Consider the following 19,502-nt stretch of genomic DNA (forward strand, 5'->3'; position numbering starts at 1 on the left):
CTTTCAGCGCACCGTCACGAAGTCCGCCACGGCCCGCTCCGGCCGGTCCGCGGCCGGGGCCGCCGGGCGCCCCACCGCCACCGCGCCGAGCGGATCCCACGACCCCGGCAGGTCCAGCACCTCGCGCACCACGTCACGGCAGAACATCGTCGAGGACACCCACGCCGAGCCGAGCCGCTCGCCCGCCAGCGCGACCAGGAAGTTCTGCACCCCGGCCCCCGCCGCGACCACGAACATCTCGCGCTCCGCGGTGTCCCGCCGCTCGTCCCCGTAGGTGTGGGAACCGTCCATCACCAGGCACGGGACCACCAGGTACGGCGCCCGGCGCAGCACATCGCCCCGCCGTACCCGCTTCGCGATCGACTCCTCGCTCTTCCCGTCCCGGCGCAGATCGGCGATCCACGCCTCCCGCATCGCGTCGAGCAGCCGGGTCCGCGACTCCTCGGACTCCAGCAGGACGAACCGCCACGGGGTCGTGTGATGCGGCGCGGGCGCCGTCACGGCCGCCGCCACGGCCCGCCGCACCGCGCCCGGGTCCACCGGATCGTCGGCGAACTCGCGGACCGTGCGCCGCAGCGTCACCGCCTCCCGCACCGCCTCCGACGTACCGAGCCGGAACATGTCGCCCTCGGCGCCCCGCACCAGCGCACTCGCCCCGGCCGAATCCGCCGGGTCCAACACCTGCCCGAGCCCGCGCACCACCGCGACCGGCAGCCCCGCCGCCTTGCCCTTGACCAGGTCACCGGCGGCGGCCAGCTCGTCGGCGGTGGCGACCACGGTGGCGCTCAGCGGATTGCCGTACGCGTCGGTCCCGCCGCGCAGGTCGTCCAGCACCCGGATCCCGGCCGCCCCGATCGCCACGTCGGTCAGCCCGCTGCGCCACGGACGCCCGAAGGTGTCCGTGACGACGATCCCGACCTCGACGCCGAGGACCGCCCGCAGCCCGTCGCGGATCGCCCGCGCCGAGGCGTCCGGGTCCTCGGGGAGCAGCAGCACCGTCCCGGCGGGGGTGTTCGACGCGTCGACCCCGGCCGCGGCCATGACCAGGCCCTGCCGGTTCTCCACGATGCGCAGCGTGCCGCGCCGGGCCACCACCCGCACCGTCTCCGCGTCGATCGCCGCCTCGCGGTCGGTCGCCTCGACGATCCGGCCCTCCGCCTTGGAGACGATCTTCGACGTGACCAGCAGGACGTCCCCGTCGGCCAGGTTCGGTTCGGCGACGGCGATCAGCTTCGCCAGGTCGTCCCCGGCCCGCACCTCCGGCATCCCGGGCAGCGCCCAGACCCGGTACGCGGGCGCCCCGCCGCCGTCCGCCCCGGCGGTCACGCCCGGACCTCCTCGGCCAGGGCCAGCGCCTGCCGGGCCATCTCGGCCGTCGCGTCGACGTCGGTCATCATCAGCGGCACGGCGCGGCAGCGGATGCCCGCCGCCTCCACCTCGGCGACCGCCCCGGCGTCCACCGTGTCGACGAGCCAGCCGTCCAGCAGCCCGGAGCCGTAGTGCGCGGCCACGGCCGAGGCCGTCGACTCGACGCCCACCGCGGCGAGCACCTTGTCGGCCATCCCGCGCACCGGCGCGTCCCCGACGATGGGGGAGAGGCCGACGACCGGCACCCCGGCCTCGGCGATCGCCTCCCGGATCCCGGGCACGGCGAGGATCGTGCCCACCGAGACGACGGGGTTGGACGGCGGGAAGAGGATCACATCGGCCTCGGCGACGGCCTCCAGGACGCCCGGCGCGGGCTTGGCCTGCTCGGCGCCGACCGGCACGACGGCCTGCGCGTCGACCGAGGCGCGCAGCTTCACCCAGTACTCCTGGAAGTGGATCGCCCGGCGCTCGCCGTCCAGATCGACCGCGACATGGGTCTCCACCCGGTCGTCGGACATCGGCAGCAGCCGGACGCCCGGCTTCCAGCGGGCGCAGAGCGCCTCGGTGACGGCGCTCAGCGGATAGCCCGCGCCCAGCATCTGCGTACGGACGATGTGCGTCGCGAAGTCGCGGTCGCCGAGCCCGAACCAGTCGGGGCCCACGCCGTACGCCGCGAGCTCCTCCTTGACCTGGAAACTCTCGTCCGTACGCCCCCAGCCCTGCTCCTCGTCGATGCCGCCGCCGAGGGTGTACATCACGGTGTCGAGGTCGGGGCAGACCTTCAGCCCGAACAGATGGATGTCGTCGCCGGTGTTGCCGATCACCGTGATGTCCGCGTCGGGCGCGGCCCGCTTGAGGCCACGCAGGAAACGAGCACCACCGATACCGCCGGCCAGAACCACAATGCGCATGCGGACAGTCTGTCAGGCACCACGGACAGTCGTCGCCGCGGCACCGGACGGGCGGCCGGAGCCCGGCGGCGGGCCCCGGGACCGGCGGGGCGACGGCGTCAGACGGCGGTCACGGCGTCGGCCGCGGCGGCGCACCGCGCGGCGTGCATCGGCATCTCGGTGAGCCCCGGGTAGTAGATGTGCAGGCTGACGGCCGGTTCGAGCGAGTCGTTGACCACCTCGTGCACATAGCCGGGGGCGAAGACCCGCTGCGCGCCGGGGGCCAGGGAGCGGTCGGCGCGCCCGGTGCGCTCGGTCAGCGTCCCGTCCAGGACGGTCAGCACGCCGGAGGACCGGCCGTGGTCGTGGCGCCCGCTGCCCTGACCGGGCACCCAGCTGAGCAGCCAGAGCTCGTAGCCCGGCCCGGTGCCGAGCCGGTGGTACCAGCGGGTGGTGGCGTCGTACCGGACCAGCGGTTCCCAGCGGGCCCGGTCGGCGGCGACGGAACGGGCGAGCCCGGCGAACTCCGCCACGGTGACGGGGTGCTCCCGGGCGGGCTGGAGAAGGTGCTGGACCTCAAGGATGTCGCCGGCGATCTGGAGGTCGCTGTCGCTGTTCATGGATGCGGTGATTCCTCGGCATGGGGGGCGTGTGCGGGGGCGCGGGGCCACGGTGCCGACCGCGCGGGGAGCGCGGACGGAGGGGCAGAGCCCTGCGGGGGTGCGGAGAGGGTGCTGCGGGAGGGGCCGGATCAGAGCCGGGGCCCCGGGGCATCAACAGCTGTGACAGCTGGAACAGCAACAGCGCGTCGGGGCAGCGGTGCGGAACCCACGGACGTGGGCGGCGTACATCGCGGCGGTCGCTGGCATGCGTCGAGGGTGACCGGCCGGATCGGCCGATGTCAACTCGGTGGCCGGTGTGCCGCACGGTGGTTCACCCCATCCGGGCACCCGGAACGCAGAAAGGTTTATCCGGTCGGGGCGGCGGAGATGTGGCGCATCAGCCGTGCCCGGAAACCTTCCTGAGGCTCCGTGACCCGAATGTGATCTTGATCGCTTCGGTGATCGAATCGAAACATCGGGGCCGTTCGCGTCGTCTCACTGAGTGAGAAGGAGAGGGGGAGAAGGGGCAGGTGTGACAGGTGAGGTGGCATATGTCAGGTTTTTGGTTATATGCACACTTTCCGTCTAGGTGTGGTTCCGCAGGGTGAATACCCGGGCCAATAGCAGAACCTCGCTTGACTGGCCTGAAGCTACACACTTGTAATTTCACTCGTGTCGTTCGGCCGTGATCAGTATCGGCCGCATCACGGGGACGAGAGAGACAGACGAGGGGCGCACATGACCGAGCTGTTCCAGCAACTGCTGGTCGAGGACGCGGACGAGGAACTCGGCTGGCAGGAGCGCGCACTCTGCGCCCAGACCGACCCCGAGTCCTTCTTCCCCGAGAAGGGCGGATCGACCCGCGAGGCCAAGAAGGTCTGCCTCGCCTGCGAGGTCCGGTCCGAATGCCTGGAATACGCCCTCTCCAACGACGAGCGCTTCGGCATCTGGGGCGGCCTCTCGGAGCGGGAACGGCGCCGCCTGAAGAAGGCCGCGGTGTGAGCCGCCCCGAGGGCCCCACCGGCTCCACACGCCCCACGAACGGAGCGGTGCGGGCCGCCGCACGGGCTTCCTGAACCCGAGGAAGGCCGCTTCCCCGCCCGCCGGAGAAGGCGCCCGTACGAACCGGGGCACCCTTGGGAGCAGCCCCCGACGGCCGCCGCCGTCCGGCCCGTACCGGCCGCCGTCCGCATCCCGTAGCCACCACGGCCCGCCCCCTGCGCCCGCCCGCAGGTGACGGGCCGTCGCCGTGCCCGCCCACCGCTCCGGCCCCGCCCGGCCACCACCGCGTTCCCCCGCTCGGCGCCACCGGGGTGATCCGCACGGGCTAGTGTGGGGCCCCGTCCGAGACGCGCCAACGCCCCGCCGGGGCGCGCGCGTACACCGATGCAGCCCCCGGGGAGACGCCCCCGGACCCGGCCGGAGGGCCCGTACCTCGATGTCCGTGCACAGCCAATCGGCGGCGCCGTACGCGGCCGCCACCGCCCCAGAGTTCCCCCGGCACGTCGTCACCGCCGTGCTCGTCGCCCACGACGGCGCGCGCTGGCTGCCCGACGCGCTCGCCGGACTACTGGGACAGGAACGCCCCGCGCAGAACGTCGTCGCCGCCGACACCGGCAGCGCCGACGACTCCGCGCGACTGGTCACCGAGGCGCTCGGCGCCGACCGCGTCCTGCACCTCGCGCGCCGTACGAGCTTCGGCACCGCCGTCGACGAGGCGGTCCGTACGGCCGGCGTCCTCACCCCCGAGGACCTGCCGTACCTCAAGCGCCCCAGCGGCTGGGACCCCGTCACCAGGACCTGGCGCGACGAGGCGTACGAGATGCCCGAGCTGCCGCACGGCGAACCCGTGCAGTGGCTCTGGCTGCTCCACGACGACTGCGCGCCCGCGCCCGACGCCCTCGCCGAGCTCCTCCGCGTCGCCGACCACGACCCGCACGCCGCGATCGTCGGCCCCAAGCTCCGCGGCTGGTACGACCGCAAGCAGCTGCTGGAGGTCGGCGTCTCCATCGCCAACAGCGGCCGCCGCTGGACCGGCCTCGACCGCCGCGAACAGGACCAGGGCCAGCACGACCAGGTCCGCACCGTCCTCTCCGTCTCCACCGCGGGCATGCTGATCCGCCGCGACGTCTGGGAGGAACTCGGCGGCTTCGACCGCGGGCTCCCCCTGATGCGTGACGACGTCGACCTGTGCTGGCGCGCCCACGTCGCCGGACACCGGGTCCTGGTCGCCCCCGACGCCGTCCTGCGCCACGCCGAGGCGGCCGCCCGCGAACGCCGGCCCATCGACTGCGTCGGACGCTCCGTCGCCTCCCCGCACCGCGTCGACAAGGCCGGCGCCGTCTACACGATGCTGGTCAACGCCCGCGCCAAGGTGCTGCCCTGGGTGCTGCTCAGGATCGTCGTCGGCACCCTGCTGCGCACCCTCGCCTACCTCGTCGGCAAGGTCCCCGGCCAGGCGCTCGACGAGGTCACCGGACTCCTCGGCACCCTCCTGCGCCCCGGCCGCGTCCTCGCCGCCCGCCGCGCCCGCGGCAGGGGCGCCGTCGACCAGGCCGAGCTGCGCGGCCTCTTCCCGCCGCCCGGCGCCACCGTCCGCGCCACCGTCGAGCAGGTGGCCGGGAACCTCGGCAGCCGCTCCGACGCCGACACCGGCTCCCGGCACGGCGCCGTCGAGTCCGGCCCCGGCGGCGACGACGCCGACTTCCTGGAGATCGAGCAGTTCGCCCGGCTCAAGCGGATCGGCCGCAAACCCGGCCCGGTGCTCTTCGCCGTCCTCCTCCTCGTCTCGCTCGTCGCCTGCCGCGACCTCCTCGGCGGCGGATCGCTGACCGGCGGCGCCCTGCTGCCCGCCCCCGCCGACGTCTCCGACCTGTGGGGCCGCTACGCGGACGCCTGGCACACCGTCAACACCGGCGGCACCCAGACCGCACCGCCCTACCTCGCCGTGCTCGCGGCCCTCTCCGCGCTCTTCCTCGGCTCGACCGGCTTCGCGCTCACCCTGCTGCTGGTCTGCTCCGTACCGCTCGCCGGGCTCACCGCCTACTTCGCCTCCCGGCCGCTGCTGCCCTCGCGCCTCCTGCGCGCCTGGGCGAGCGTCGCGTACGCCTTCCTGCCCGCCGCGACCGGCGCCCTGGCGACCGGGCGGCTCGGCACCGCCGTCCTGGCCGTACTGCTCCCGCTGATCGCCCGTGCCGCGGTCGCCGCGTACGGGCTGCGGTCCACCGACGGCGCCCGCGGCAGCTGGCGCGCCACCTGGGCGTACACCCTGCTCCTCACCTTCACGATGGCGTTCACGCCGATCGTCTGGCCGCTCGCCGCCGTCCTCGGCCTCGGCGTCCTCGCCCTGCGCCGCGACGACCTCGTCGCGTACGGGCTCCGCCTCCTCGCCGCACTCGGCACCCCGCTGCTCGTCCTCGCGCCCTGGTCGCTCTCGCTGCTCACCGAACCGTCCCGCTTCTTCGAGGAGGCGGGCCGGGACATCGGTACAGGGGCCGCCTCCGCGCTCGACCTGCTCTCCCTCAGCCCCGGCGGCCCCAAGGCCGCCGGCGGGGTGCTGCTGCTCGGCATCGTGCTCGCCGCCCTGGCCGCGCTGCTGCGCGGCGAGCGGCAGTTCGCCGTGCGCACCGCCTGGGCGGTCGCGCTGGTGGCCCTGGTCTTCGCGGCCCTCAGCAACGGATCGCACTGGGCCGGACCCGCCACGCTCGTCTACGGCACCGCGCTCATCGCCGCCGCGCTCGTCGGCGCGGACGGCGCCCGCATCCGCGTCGCCGAGCTGAGCTTCGGCTGGCGCCAGCCGGTCGCCGCGCTGATCGCCCTGGCCGCCGGGCTCGCCCCGGTGGTGGCCGCCGCGGGCTGGATGATCGGCGGCGCCGACGGACCGCTGGAGCGGCGCGACGCGGTCCAGGTGCCCGCGTTCGTCGCCGAGGAGAGCACCACCCGCGACCAGCCGCGCACCCTGGTCCTCGGCGGAACCCCCGGCACCGTCTCGTACACCCTGGTCCGGGGCTCCGGCGGCCGTCTCGGCGACGCCGAACTGACCGAGGCGGGCGGCAGCAACAGCCACCTCGACAAGGTCGTCGCCAACCTGGTCGCGGGCTCCGGCGCCGACCAGGGCAGCCAGCTCAGCGGCTTCGCCATCCGGTACGTACTGGTCCGCGACGGCGCCCCCGAGCGGATGAGCCGGGTCCTCGACGCGACCCCCGGGCTCAGCCGGCTCAGCCAGCTCGACGGCAGCGCGCTGTGGCGGGTGGAGCGCCAGGTCGCCCGCGTCATGATCGTCCCGTCCGGCACCGGCGGCGAGGAACTGCCCGTGGGCTCCCTCCCCGTCGAGGCGCACACGAAGATCCCCGCGGGCGGCTCCGGCCGGACGCTGCGGATCGCGGACGCCGCCGACCCCGGCTGGAAGGCCACGCTGAACGGCCGGGCGCTGACCCCGAAGACCGTCGACGGCTGGGCCCAGGGCTTCGAGCTGCCCACCGAGGGCGGCACGCTGGACCTCACGTACGACACCCCGCTCACCCACACCGCCTGGATCTGGACCCAGGCCGCGCTCGCCGTCGTCCTGCTGGTGCTCGCCCTGCCGGGCCGCCGCCGGGAGATCGACGACGACCTGCCCGAGGAGACCGCCCCGGTCCCCGTGGAGCCGGTCGCGGGCGAGGGGCGCCGGGCCCGCCGGCTGCGCGCCGCCGCCCAGGCCGAGGCCGAGGCGGAGAACGGCACGGAGAGCGGGACCGAGGAGCCGGGGGAGACGGCGGAGCCGTACATCCCGGCCCAGCAGGCGCAGGAGCACCAGCAGGCACAGGAGTACACGCAGGTACAGGAGTTCCCGCAGACTCAGGAGTACCAGCAGTCGCAGGAATTCCCGCAGACGCAGGAGTACCCGCAGCCCGCCGAGCCCGCCGCGCCCGGTCACGGTGACGACGGGCAGGACGGCTACGCGGCGGTCCCGCAGCAGCAGTACGGCACCTGGGACGCCCCGCAGTACCAGGACACCGGCTACCCGCAGCAGTACCAGGGCGGCGATCAGTACCCGGCCGATCCGTACCAGCAGGACGGGCAGCCGTACGCGTACGGCACCGGACAGGACCACCCGGCCGCCGACCCGTACCAGCAGCAGAACGCCCAGACCTACGACCCGTACGGCTACCAGGCCGCCCCCCAGCCGTACGACCCGCAGGCCCCGTACGACCCGCAGGCCCCGTACGGGCAGCAGGCCCCCCAGCCGCACGACGAGAACCCGACCCCGGGCCAGAACCCGTGGCCGACCGGCAACGCATCGCGAGGCGAGTCCGAGTGAAGACCCCCAGCCTGTCCCTCATCGCGGGTGCCGCCGCCCTCGCGGCCGTCACCGCCTTCGCGGCGCTCACCGCACCCGACGGCACCGCGGACGCGGGCCCGGCGAAGGCCGCCGCCCGGCTCCCGGTCGAGCGGACCAGCCTGCTCTGCCCGTCCCCCGGCCTCTCGCCGCTCGCCGAGACGACCTACACCGCCTTCACCCCGGCGGGCGGCTCCGGCGGCCCGGCCGGCTCGGCCGACCTCCACAAGTCCGCCTCGGCCGATCTCGACGACGGCAAGAAGGACGACGGAAAGAAGGGCGACGGAAAGAAGGACGACGGCAAGGACAAGGAGAAGAAGGACGCCCCCGGCAAGCCGGTCGTCGCGCTCGAGGAGCCCGGCAAGCCGGTCACCGCCGAGGCGTCCGGCGCGGGCAGCCCCGCCCTGGTCGGCACCGCCACCGGCCGGCTGGCCCCCGGCTGGGCCGCCCAGGAGACCACCGTGGTCGAGGCGGGCGCCGGCCGGGGCCTGCTCGGCGTCAGCTGCACCGCGCCCGACACCGGCTTCTGGATCCCGGCCGCGAGCACCGCGAAGTCCCGCGAGGACTACGTCCACCTGACCAACCCGGACGACACCGCGGCCGTCGCCGACATCGAGCTGTACGGACCGGAGGGCTCCCTCAAGTCCGACGTCGGCGAGGGCATCACGGTGCCCGCCCGCTCCAGCGTCCCGGTCCTGATCTCCACGCTGACCAGCCAGGCCGCCGACGACGTCACCGTGCACGTCACCACCCGCACCGGGCGGGTCGCGGCGGTCGTACGGGCCTCGGACGAGACGGCCGGGAGCGACTGGCTGTCCGCCTCCACCGGCCCGACGGACACCCTGGTCCTCCCCGGCATCCCCTCGGACGCCACCTCGGTCCGACTGGTGGCCTTCGCGCCCGGCGACGACGACGCCGATCTGAAGGTGCGGCTGCTCGGCAAGACCGGCGCCATCTCCCCGGTCGGCCACGATTCCCTCCACGTCAAGTCGCGGATGACCGCGAGCGTAGACCTGAAGGACCTCACCAAGGGCGAGGCCGGCTCCCTGCTGCTCACCCCCGTCCGGAGCGGGAAGCGCACGCCGGTGGTCGCCGCCCTGCAGGTGGTCCGCGGCTCCGGCGACAAGCAGGAGATCGCCTACATCCCGGCCACCGGCCCGGTGGGCGAGCGGGCGACCGTGGCCGACAACCGCGACAAGGGCTCGACCCTCTCGCTCACCGCCCCGACCGCCGACGCCACCGTCAAGGTCACGGCCTCGGCGGGCAGCAAGGGCGGCGAACAGACCGTCAAGAAATACACGGTCAAGGCCGGTACGACACTGGCGGTCACCCCGCCCGTACCGTCCGGCCTCAAGGGCGGCTACGCGCTGACGGTCGAGACGGAGTCCGGCGGCCCGGTGCACGCCGCCCGCACGCTGGCCCTGCCGAAGGGCGGCATCCCGATGTTCACCGTGCAGACCCTCCCCGACGACCGCAGCACGGTCGAGGTACCGGCCGCCCGACAGGACCTCTCGGTCCTCGACGAATAGCCGGACGAACCAAGAGGCGAAACGAACGGATCGCCGGACGAACGGGCGAGCAGGCGAACAGCGGAGCCACCGAAAGGGGGCGGGACCGGCACGACCGGCCCGCCCCCTCCGCGTTCCGGCTACTCCTGCCCGTACCGCGGATCGACCGACTCCGGTGCGAGCCCCAGCAGTTCGGCGACCTGCTCCACCACGACCTCGTGCACCAGCAGGGCCCGTTCGTCGCGGTTCTTGGCCCGGATCTCGACCGGCCGCCGGTAGACGACGATCTGCGCGGGCCGGCCCTTCTCCGCGGAGAGCGACCGCCCCAGCGGCACGGTCTCCTCCCCGGGGCCCGGCACGTCGAGCACCATGAAGTCGACATCGGCGAGCTGCGGCCAGAGCCGCTCCAGCCGTTCCACCGAGTCCTGCACCAGATCGCGGAAGCTCTCCGCCCTGCTGACCGAGAGCGGCACCTGGGGCGGGGCGACGGGACCCCGCATGCCGCGGCCGTGGCGGTCGCGGTGGCGCGGGCGCGGCTCGGACGGGCGGGGAGGTACGGGGCTGTCCATCACTGACGCAGGGTAACCCTCCGCACGCGCCGGTGGGACGGGACGGGCGCAGGGCAATGACATGTCCAATCCTGAACAATCCGGCCAACCAAGGGCTCGTTTCCGGCCCTGCTCCTGACCGTTGATCTCATGCTGTATGGCGCCTTTTGTAGGGAATGAAGGCGGGCGGTGCGGTCGGCCGGACCTGCGATTCCCTGCCCCTCCGCAGGTCGGAAGAGTTGTCCGGAAGGCGTCGGGACGGTGCCTGACGGGGCGACACGGTGGGGTGAGCTGGGGGAGAGTCGTCGCAGCCCGTTCAAGAGTGCGGTAACGTCCAATACCGTGAGCCCTGTACGTCGCTGTTCGCGCACCGCGTGCGGCCGCCCTGCCGTCGCGACACTGACGTACGTCTATGCCGACTCGACTGCGGTCCTCGGCCCGCTCGCCACCTACGCCGAGCCCCACTGCTACGACCTCTGCGCCGAGCACAGTGAGCGGCTGACGGCCCCTCGTGGCTGGGAGGTCGTCCGGCTCACCGACCCCTCCGTGCCCACCCGCCCCAGCGGTGACGACCTCGAAGCGCTCGCCAACGCCGTGCGCGAGGCGGCGCGTCCGCAGGAGCGCCCGGCCGAGGCCCGCGGCGTCGGACCGCACACCGCCGATCCGATGGAGGTCGCGCGCCGCGGCCATCTGCGGGTGCTGCGTTCCCCCGACTCCTGACCGGAATCCGCGGTTCCCCCACCCTGGCCGAATGGCTCCGGACACCTCCGGACACCTCCCTGAGCAGGGCGGGAACGAGCGCCCGGGTAGGTTGGGCGGTCCGCAGAAATCTCAGGAGGACCGGCCGTGGCTGCTGATCTGGCGCAGATCGTGAAGGCGTACGACGTGCGCGGAGTGGTGCCCGACCAATGGGACGAGACGCTGGCCGAGCAGTTCGGGGCGGCGTTCGTCGAGGTGCTCGGCGCGGACGCGATCGTGATCGGCCACGACATGCGCCCCTCCTCGCCCGGCTTGTCGGATGCCTTCGCCCGCGGGGCGGCCGGCCGCGGCGCGGACGTCACGCTCATCGGCCTCTGCTCGACCGACCAGCTGTACTTCGCCTCCGGCAGCCTGGGCCTCCCCGGCGCCATGTTCACCGCCTCGCACAACCCGGCCCGGTACAACGGCATCAAGCTCTGCCGGGCGGGCGCCGCCCCGGTCGGCCAGGACACCGGGCTGCTGGAGATCCGCACCCTGGTCGAGAAGTGGTCCGCCACGGGCGCCCCGCTGCCGGTCGCCGCCCCGGGCACCGTCACCGCGCGCGAGACGCTCGCCGACTACGCGGCCCATCTGCTCTCCCTGGTCGACCTGGACTCCGTACGCCCGCTGAAGGTCGTCGTCGACGCGGGCAACGGCATGGGCGGTCACACCGTCCCCACCGTCTTCGCCGGTCTGCCCGTCGAGCTCGTACCGATGTACTTCGAGCTCGACGGCACGTTCCCGAACCACGAGGCCAACCCCCTCGACCCGGAGAACCTCCTCGACCTCCAGGCCCGCGTCGTCGCCGAGGGTGCCGACCTCGGTCTCGCCTTCGACGGGGACGCGGACCGCTGCTTCGTCGTCGACGAGCGGGGCGAGGGCGTCTCCCCGTCCGCGGTCACCGCCCTGGTCGCCGCCCGCGAGCTGGCCCGCAACGGCGGCACGGGCACCGTCATCCACAACCTGATCACCTCCCGCACCGTCCCCGAGGTCGTCCGCGAACACGGCGGCACCCCGGTCCGCACCCGCGTCGGCCACTCCTTCATCAAGGCGGAGATGGCCGAGCACGGCGCGATCTTCGGCGGCGAGCACTCCGCGCACTACTACTTCCGCGACTTCTGGAACGCCGACACGGGCATGCTGGCCGCCCTCCACGTACTGGTCGCGCTCGGCGGACAGCCCGGCCCGCTCTCCGAGCTGGTCGCCCGGTACGACCGCTACAGCGGCTCCGGCGAGATCAACTCCACCGTCGCCGACCAGGAGGCCAGCACCGACGCCGTACGCGCCGCCTACGCGCCCCGCGACGGCGTCACCACCGACGAACTGGACGGCCTCACCGTCACCGGCCCCGACTGGTGGTTCAACCTCCGCCCCTCCAACACCGAGCCCCTGCTCCGGCTGAACGTCGAGGCCCGCGACGAGCGCACGATGACGGCGGTACGGGACGACGTGCTGGCCCTGGTCCGCGCCGGTTCCTGAGGCCCAGCCGCACCGCCCGCGCACCCGTTCGCCCCGCCCCGCGGCCCCCGTCCCACGGCGGTAGGCTGACGTCGCCCGATCCGTTGCCCGAAGGGAACCGACCATGCCGCTCGAAGCCGGCCTCCTGGAGATCCTCGCCTGCCCGGCCTGTCACTCCCCGCTCGACGACCGGACGGCCGACGACACCCCCGAGCTGGTCTGCACCGGCGCCGACTGCGGCCTGGCCTACCCGGTCCGGGACGGCATCCCCGTCCTCCTCGTCGACGAGGCCCGCCGCCCCGCGTAACGGAGCCCGCACCCCGCACGGTGTCAGCAGGTGATCGGAGGACCGCCCCCATGCTCGACGAGTCGCTGCTCGACACCCCGCAGGCCCTGGCCCGCGCCGACCGCCGCGGCCTGCTGCGCGGCGCCGCCGAGGCCGGGGCCCGGGTCCGCACCGCCGCCCGGAACGCCGCCGAGGCCGGGATCTCCGCGCTGAACCCGGAGGGGCGGCCCCGCGCCGTCCTCGTCGCGGGCTCCGGCACCGCCGCCTCCGGCGTCGCCGACCTGATCACCGCCCTGGCGGGGGCCTCCGCCCCCGTCACCCGCATCCACCCCACCGGGGTCGCCCCCGCCGCGGGCGCGATGCGCTGGGCCCTGCCCGGCTGGGCCGGCCCCATGGACCTGCTGCTGATCGTCACCGCGGACGGCTCCGAGCCCGGCCTCTCCCTCCTCGCCGAGCAGGCGTACCGCCGGGGCAGCAGCGTCGTCGCCGTGGCCCCGAGCCGGTCGCCGCTGCGCGAGACGGTCGACGGGGCGCGCGGCCTCCTCGTCCCGCTGGCCACCGCGCCGCACGGCGAGTACGACGCCGAGACATCGGCCGCCGGTCCGGGCACGCTCTGGGCGCTGTTCACCCCGCTCCTCGCCCTGCTGGACCGGGTCGGCCTGCTCACCGCCCCCGCCGAGGCGCTGCAGGGCGTCGCCGACCGCCTGGACCGCACGGCGGAACGGTGCGGTCCGGCCGTCGCCACCTACAGCAACCCGGCCAAGACCCTCGCGGCCGAGCTCGCCGACAGCCTGCCCCTCATCTGGACGGAGGGCGACGCCGCCGGCCCGGTCGGCCGCAGGTTCGCCGCCGTCCTGGCCGAGCTGGCCGGCCGCCCGGCGCTGGCCGCCGAACTGCCCGAGGCGCTGCCCGCCCACGGCACCCTGCTGGCCGGACGCCTCGCCGCGGCCGCCGACCCCGACGACTTCTTCCGCGACCGGGTCGACGAACCGGACCCGCTGCACGCCCGCGTCGTCCTGCTCCGCGACCGCCCCACCGGCGGGCTGAGCGCGGCCCCCGCCGCCCGCGAGCTCGCCCTCGGCCACACCACCGCGATCAGCGAACTCGAACCCGAGGAGGGCACCGGGCTCGAAGCCCTCGCCGAGCTGCTGGCCGTCACCGATTTCGCCGCCGTCTACCTCGCACTCGCCTCCGCGCCCGAAGCCTGACACCTGCGGTCCTCCCCGTGGACGTCTCGTTCCCGCAGTGTCCACACCAGCACCGCGGACCACTCCCGCGCACCCGCCGGTGCCACGGCTTCCGATGCTCCCGACCCGCGCATCCCACAAGGACGAACACCATGGACCGGCTCCTCAACACGGTGCGCCCGTACGCCTGGGGCTCCACCACGGCCATCCCCGAGCTGATCGGCACCGCCCCCACCGGTGAACCCCAGGCCGAGCTGTGGATGGGCGCCCACCCCGGCGCCCCCTCGCTCCTGACCCGCCCCGGGACCGGCACCCCGCAGTCCCTCACCGACGTCATCGCCGCCGACCCCGAGCGCGAACTGGGCCCGGCCACCGTCCGGAAGTTCGGCCCCCGCCTCCCCTTCCTCCTCAAACTCCTCGCGGCCGGCGCCCCGCTCTCCCTCCAGGTCCACCCCGACCTCGACCAGGCCCGGCGGGGCTACGCGGACGAGGAACGCCGGTCCGTCCCGATCGACGCCCCGGACCGCACGTACAAGGACGCCAACCACAAGCCCGAACTGATCTGCGCGCTCACTCCGTTCACCGGCCTGTGCGGCTTCCGCCACCCCGCCGAGGCGGCCCGCACGATGGCGGCCCTCGGCGTCGACACCCTGAAGCCGTACGTCGACCTCCTCGGCGCCCACCCCGAGGAGGACGCCCTGCGCGAGGCCCTCACCGCGGTCCTCGGCGCCGACCCCGTGGAGACCGCCGACACGGTGCACCGCGCCGCGGCCGCCGCCGAGGCCCTCGGCGGCCCGTACGCCGTGTACGCCCGGATCGCCCGTCACTTCCCCGGCGACGCCGGCGTCCTCGCCGCGATGCTGCTGAACCACGTGGAACTCCGGCCCGGCGAGGCCCTGTTCCTCGGTGCCGGCGTCCCGCACGCCTACCTCTCCGGCCTCGGCGTCGAGATCATGGCCAACTCGGACAACGTGCTGCGCTGCGGACTCACGCCCAAACACATCGACGTGCCCGAACTGCTGCGCGTCGTCCGCTTCGAGGCCGCCGACCCCGGCATCCTGCGCCCCAGGGCCGACCCCTGCGGCGAGGAGCTGTACGAGACGCCCGTGGACGAGTTCCGGCTCTCCCGCTTCGTCCTCGCCCCCGGCGCCGCCCCCGTCGACCTGACCCGCGCGGCCCCGCAGATCCTGCTCTGCGCCGAGGGCACCCCGAAGGCGGGCGCCCTGGACCTCACCCCGGGCACCTCCGTCTTCGTACCAGCGGGCGAAAAGGTCGAAGTGTCCGGTACGGGAACCCTGTTCCGCGCCACAGTGGTGGCCTGACGCACCGCCCGCCCCGGCGGCTGCAACAATGTCCGGCCGTAACGCGGCGCCGAGGGCGCGGCACCGACGAAGGGACACCAGGCACCGATGAGTGCGTCAGGCGGAACCAAGGCGATCGTGGCGGCGCTCGGCGCCAATCTCGCGATCGCGGTGGCCAAATTCGTGGCGTTCCTGTTCAGCGGTTCGTCGTCGATGCTCGCGGAGAGCGTCCACTCGGTCGCCGACTCCGGCAACCAGGGGCTGCTGCTGCTCGGAGCCAAGAAGGCCCGCCGCGAAGCCACCCCCCAGCACCCCTTCGGCTACGGCCGCGAGCGCTACATCTACGCCTTCCTCGTCTCCATCGTCCTCTTCTCGGTCGGTGGCATGTTCGCGGTGTACGAGGGCTACGAGAAGATCAAGAACCCGCACGAGCTGGAGTCCTGGTACTGGCCGGTCGGCGTTCTCGTCTTCGCGATCATCGCCGAGGGCTTCTCCTTCCGTACGGCGATCAAGGAGTCCAACGAGACCCGCGGCTCGCTGTCCTGGCGCGAGTTCATCCGCCGGGCGAAGGCCCCCGAGCTCCCCGTCGTGCTCCTGGAGGACTTCGGCGCGCTGATCGGTCTGGTGCTCGCCCTCGGCGGCGTCGGCCTCTCCCTGGCGACCGGCGACGGCGTCTGGGACGGCATCGGCACCCTCTGCATCGGCGTCCTGCTGATCGTCATCGCGATCGTCCTCGCCGCCGAGACGAAGTCCCTCCTGCTCGGCGAGGCCGCGGGCACCGACCAGGTCGAGAAGATCAAGGCCGCTGCCGTCGACGGCGACACCGTGACCGGCGTCATCCACATGCGTACGCTCCACCTCGGCCCGGAGGAGCTGCTCGTCGCCGCCAAGATCGCGGTGCAGCACGACGACACGGCCACCGAGGTGGCCAACGCCATCAACGCCGCCGAGAGCCGCATCCGCGAGGCGGTCCCGATCGCCCGGGTCATCTACCTGGAACCGGACATCTACAGCGAGGCCGCCGCCGCGGCCGGCACCAACCCCGCCAAGACCCCGGGCGGAGACCCCGACGCCACCCCGAAGCCGCCGGCCGACCCCGGCCACTGATACGCCCCGCCCTCCCCGGCCCGGCCGCACCCCGCCGTTCCCCGTCGTTTCCGGTCATGTCCCACGGCCCCCGGAACCGGGACGACTGGGAACGGCCGGGCCGACCGGTGTAGATTCGACGGCAGTGTCAGACGTCGCTGCTGATGGCGGTCGATCGGTCCGAACACCCGGACCGGCCGAGGGAGAGAGGGCCTCCGACGGACTGCGCTGCGAGCGCCCGGGCATTCGTGTGCCCGCCGCCGCAGAGCCATCCGTGCCCGCCTCGACCCCATTACGAGGAGCAGCCCGTTATGACGACGGTCGCCAACCGACAGGACTTCAAGGTCGCCGATCTCTCCCTCGCGGCCTTCGGCCGCAAGGAGATCACCCTCGCCGAGCACGAGATGCCCGGCCTGATGTCGATCCGCAAGGAGTACGCCGCCTCGCAGCCGCTGGCCGGCGCCCGGATCACCGGCTCGCTGCACATGACGGTGCAGACGGCCGTGCTGATCGAGACCCTGGTCGCCCTCGGCGCCGAGGTCCGCTGGGCCTCCTGCAACATCTTCTCCACCCAGGACCACGCCGCCGCGGCCATCGCCGTCGGCCCGAACGGCACCCCGGACGCCCCGGCGGGCGTCCCGGTCTTCGCCTGGAAGGGCGAGACGCTGGAGGAGTACTGGTGGTGCACGGAGCAGGCGCTGACCTGGCCGGACAGCCCCACCGGCGGTCCCAACATGATCCTCGACGACGGTGGTGACGCCACCCTCCTCGTCCACAAGGGCGTCGAGTTCGAGAAGGCGGGCGCCGCCCCGGACCCGTCGACCGCGGACAGCGAGGAGTTCGCCCAGATCCTCACGCTCCTCAACCGCACCCTCGGCGAGTCCCCGCAGAAGTGGACGCGGCTCGCGTCCGAGATCCGCGGCGTCACCGAGGAGACCACGACCGGTGTGCACCGTCTCTACGAGATGCACCGCGACGGCACCCTCCTCTTCCCCGCGATCAACGTCAACGACGCCGTCACCAAGTCGAAGTTCGACAACAAGTACGGCTGCCGCCACTCCCTGATCGACGGCATCAACCGCGCCACGGACGTCCTGATCGGCGGCAAGACCGCCGTCGTCTGCGGCTACGGCGACGTGGGCAAGGGCTGCGCGGAGTCCCTGCGCGGCCAGGGTGCCCGGGTCATCGTCACGGAGATCGACCCGATCTGCGCCCTCCAGGCGGCGATGGACGGCTACCAGGTGGCCACCCTCGACGACGTCGTCGGCCAGGCCGACATCTTCGTCACCACCACGGGCAACAAGGACATCATCATGGCCTCCGACATGGCCAAGATGAAGCACCAGGCAATCGTCGGGAACATCGGCCACTTCGACAACGAGATCGACATGGCCGGTCTCGCCAAGATCGAGGGCATCGTCAAGGACGAGGTGAAGCCCCAGGTCCACACCTGGACGTTCCCCGACGGCAAGGTCCTGATCGTGCTGTCCGAGGGCCGCCTGCTGAACCTGGGCAACGCCACCGGCCACCCCTCGTTCGTCATGTCCAACTCGTTCGCGGACCAGACCCTGGCCCAGATCGAGCTGTTCACCAAGCCCGAGGAGTACCCGACCGACGTCTACGTGCTGCCCAAGCACCTGGACGAGAAGGTCGCCCGTCTCCACCTGGACGCCCTCGGTGTGAAGCTCACGACGCTCCGCCCGGAGCAGGCCGCGTACATCGGCGTCGAGGTCGAGGGCCCGTACAAGCCCGACCACTACCGCTACTGATCCCGCCCCGTCCGTCGACGGCCTCCAGCGGCCGCCGACGGACGGACCGGCCCCAGCGGCTACGAGAAAGCAGGCCCCCGCACCCCCGTGCCGGGGGCCTGCTCCCGTCCCGCGCCGCTCAGCCCGAGGAACCTCGAAGGACCCCATGCCCCGCGGCCGATATTCGCTTCACGATCTCCACGATCACACCCCCCTCGGTGACGAGCACTTCCACTGCGCCCACGGCCCCTCCGGCTGGCGCTATCTCTCCCGGACCACCGCTCCCTCCGGCGAGCACACCGGCTCCGTCGATCTCACCGTCGACGACCTCGGCCGTCCCGTCCGACTCGAACTGCACGCCGCGAGCTGGCAGGTCCGCGGCGCCGCCCTCGACGGCGTCACCTGGGTCCGCACCGACCCGGCCGGCATCCGTGCCACCGAGGGCAATGTCCGCGCCCACGCCTTCACCGGCACCTCGCCCGCGTTCCTCGTCGCGACCGCACGGCTGCTCCGCCTCACCCCCGATTCCGCCGCGACGCGCGTCCGCCTGGTCGCCTTCACCGACCCGGTCCTGGCACCCCGCACCGTCGACCAGTCCTGGTCCCTGGTGAAGAGTGAAGCGCACGCCACTGACAACGGCCTTCTGACCGTGGACGAGTACCAGGTCATCGCGCTGGACACCGGCGAACAGCACACCGTCCACCTCGCCGGTGACGTGGTCCTCGCGGCCCCGGGCATCGAGCTCGAGGACCTGGACTCCCCGCCCTCCCCAGCCCCCTCGCGCTAGCCGGCACCCGATGTGCGTTCGCTGTCGCTGACCTGCTAGTCTTCCCCTTGCCCCAAAAAGCTGTTGACACGGCCGCTGCGGGGAGGTAGATTTTACGGGTTGCGTCGGACTGGACAAGTCCGATCGCACCGGTTAACGTCTACTTCGCTCTCGCCGGAAATGAAGTTTCCGCGGAGCCATCGATCCTTACCTGTCTCAACATGAAGCCGAATTTTCGGCCGAATGTTTCTGATAAAGTCGGATCAGCCGAAAGGCAAAGACCTTCCAGCAGGTCACCGGAATTCAAATTCGGACCGGAAACGGAACGAAAAAGAGTCTGGTAAGGTTGGAACCGCCGGAAAGGGAATCGCGGAAGCGAGGAACTGGAAAGCGGAACCCGCTTCGACCGGGAATCGGGACTCGAAAGAGTCTGATAGAGTCGGAAACGCAAGACCGAAGGGAAAAGCCCGGAGGAAAGCCCGAGAGGGTGAGTACAAAGGAAGCGTCCGTTCCTTGAGAACTCAACAGCGTGCCAAAAGTCAACGCCAGATATGTTGATACCCCGGCCTGCTACGGCAGGTTGGTGGTTCCTTTGAAAGTCCTGCGGGGCCTGATGGCCCGGTAGGCAATTTACACAGCGAGGACGCTGTGAACGACCGGTCCTATTCCGACTGGTTGTTCCGCTCTCGTGTTGTGTTG

General features: G+C 72.9%; 15 protein-coding genes. 11 read left to right on the forward strand and 4 right to left on the reverse strand.

Features of this window, described 5'->3' with window-relative positions:
* Positions 1–3: 3 nt before the first annotated feature.
* The 3 genes from ACF08W_RS06665 to ACF08W_RS06675 all read right to left on the reverse strand — a co-directional run bounded on the left by ACF08W_RS06665 (position 4) and on the right by ACF08W_RS06675 (position 2,878).
* On the reverse strand, positions 4–1,326 hold the full coding sequence (locus tag ACF08W_RS06665) for a coenzyme F420-0:L-glutamate ligase (protein ID WP_392278626.1): 1,323 nt from the start codon (positions 1,324–1,326) through the stop codon (positions 4–6).
* Positions 1,323–2,279 (reverse strand): 2-phospho-L-lactate transferase, encoded by a 957-nt coding sequence (gene cofD, locus ACF08W_RS06670; protein ID WP_366299268.1) that lies wholly within the window; start codon positions 2,277–2,279, stop codon positions 1,323–1,325. The genes ACF08W_RS06665 and cofD overlap by 4 nt, the downstream gene beginning before the upstream one ends.
* Positions 2,280–2,377: 98 nt before the next feature.
* On the reverse strand, positions 2,378–2,878 hold the full coding sequence (locus ACF08W_RS06675) for a cysteine dioxygenase (protein WP_392278627.1): 501 nt from the start codon (positions 2,876–2,878) through the stop codon (positions 2,378–2,380).
* 720 nt (positions 2,879–3,598) lie between these two features.
* On the opposite strand from ACF08W_RS06675, the gene ACF08W_RS06680 reads away from it, so the two are divergent.
* The 3 genes from ACF08W_RS06680 (at position 3,599) to ACF08W_RS06690 (ending at position 9,706) form a co-directional block, all read left to right on the forward strand.
* Positions 3,599–3,862, forward strand: coding sequence for a WhiB family transcriptional regulator (locus ACF08W_RS06680; protein ID WP_030927001.1), 264 nt, complete (start codon positions 3,599–3,601; stop codon positions 3,860–3,862).
* A 436-nt stretch (positions 3,863–4,298) separates the two neighbouring features.
* Positions 4,299–8,159, forward strand: a complete 3,861-nt coding sequence (locus tag ACF08W_RS06685) for a glycosyltransferase (RefSeq protein WP_392278628.1) — start codon at positions 4,299–4,301, stop codon at positions 8,157–8,159.
* Entirely contained in the window at positions 8,156–9,706 is a 1,551-nt protein-coding gene (locus ACF08W_RS06690) for a DUF5719 family protein (RefSeq protein WP_392278629.1), read from the forward strand. The genes ACF08W_RS06685 and ACF08W_RS06690 overlap by 4 nt, the downstream gene beginning before the upstream one ends.
* A 119-nt stretch (positions 9,707–9,825) precedes the next feature.
* On the opposite strand, the gene ACF08W_RS06695 is transcribed toward ACF08W_RS06690, so the two are convergent.
* Positions 9,826–10,254 (reverse strand): metallopeptidase family protein, encoded by a 429-nt coding sequence (locus ACF08W_RS06695; RefSeq protein WP_352277044.1) that lies wholly within the window; start codon positions 10,252–10,254, stop codon positions 9,826–9,828.
* 321 nt (positions 10,255–10,575) lie between these two features.
* On the opposite strand from ACF08W_RS06695, the gene ACF08W_RS06700 reads away from it, so the two are divergent.
* The 8 genes from ACF08W_RS06700 to ACF08W_RS06735 all read left to right on the forward strand — a co-directional run bounded on the left by ACF08W_RS06700 (position 10,576) and on the right by ACF08W_RS06735 (position 18,824).
* Positions 10,576–10,953: a DUF3499 domain-containing protein gene (locus tag ACF08W_RS06700; RefSeq protein WP_352277046.1), complete on the forward strand. Its 378-nt coding sequence runs from the start codon at positions 10,576–10,578 to the stop codon at positions 10,951–10,953.
* A gap of 126 nt (positions 10,954–11,079) precedes the next feature.
* Positions 11,080–12,450 carry a phosphomannomutase/phosphoglucomutase gene (locus tag ACF08W_RS06705; RefSeq protein WP_392278630.1) on the forward strand — a complete coding sequence of 457 codons (1,371 nt, stop codon included), beginning with the start codon at positions 11,080–11,082 and terminating at the stop codon, positions 12,448–12,450.
* Positions 12,451–12,553: 103 nt separating this feature from the next.
* Positions 12,554–12,736 (forward strand): Trm112 family protein, encoded by a 183-nt coding sequence (locus ACF08W_RS06710; protein ID WP_352277050.1) that lies wholly within the window; start codon positions 12,554–12,556, stop codon positions 12,734–12,736.
* A 50-nt stretch (positions 12,737–12,786) separates the two neighbouring features.
* On the forward strand, positions 12,787–13,923 hold the full coding sequence (locus ACF08W_RS06715; RefSeq protein WP_392278631.1) for an SIS domain-containing protein: 1,137 nt from the start codon (positions 12,787–12,789) through the stop codon (positions 13,921–13,923).
* A gap of 131 nt (positions 13,924–14,054) precedes the next feature.
* Entirely contained in the window at positions 14,055–15,224 is a 1,170-nt protein-coding gene (gene manA / locus ACF08W_RS06720) for a mannose-6-phosphate isomerase, class I (RefSeq protein ID WP_392278632.1), read from the forward strand.
* 87 nt (positions 15,225–15,311) lie between these two features.
* Positions 15,312–16,310: a cation diffusion facilitator family transporter gene (locus ACF08W_RS06725; protein WP_392278633.1), complete on the forward strand. Its 999-nt coding sequence runs from the start codon at positions 15,312–15,314 to the stop codon at positions 16,308–16,310.
* A gap of 290 nt (positions 16,311–16,600) precedes the next feature.
* Complete coding sequence (ahcY, locus tag ACF08W_RS06730; protein ID WP_352277057.1) at positions 16,601–18,058, forward strand: adenosylhomocysteinase; 1,458 nt, start codon at positions 16,601–16,603, stop codon at positions 18,056–18,058.
* Between the two features lie 145 nt (positions 18,059–18,203).
* Positions 18,204–18,824: a hypothetical protein gene (locus ACF08W_RS06735; protein WP_392278634.1), complete on the forward strand. Its 621-nt coding sequence runs from the start codon at positions 18,204–18,206 to the stop codon at positions 18,822–18,824.
* Positions 18,825–19,502: the final 678 nt, after the last annotated feature.

It is taken from the genome of Streptomyces sp. NPDC015144, assembly GCF_043079735.1.
GTDB lineage: Bacteria > Actinomycetota > Actinomycetes > Streptomycetales > Streptomycetaceae > Streptomyces.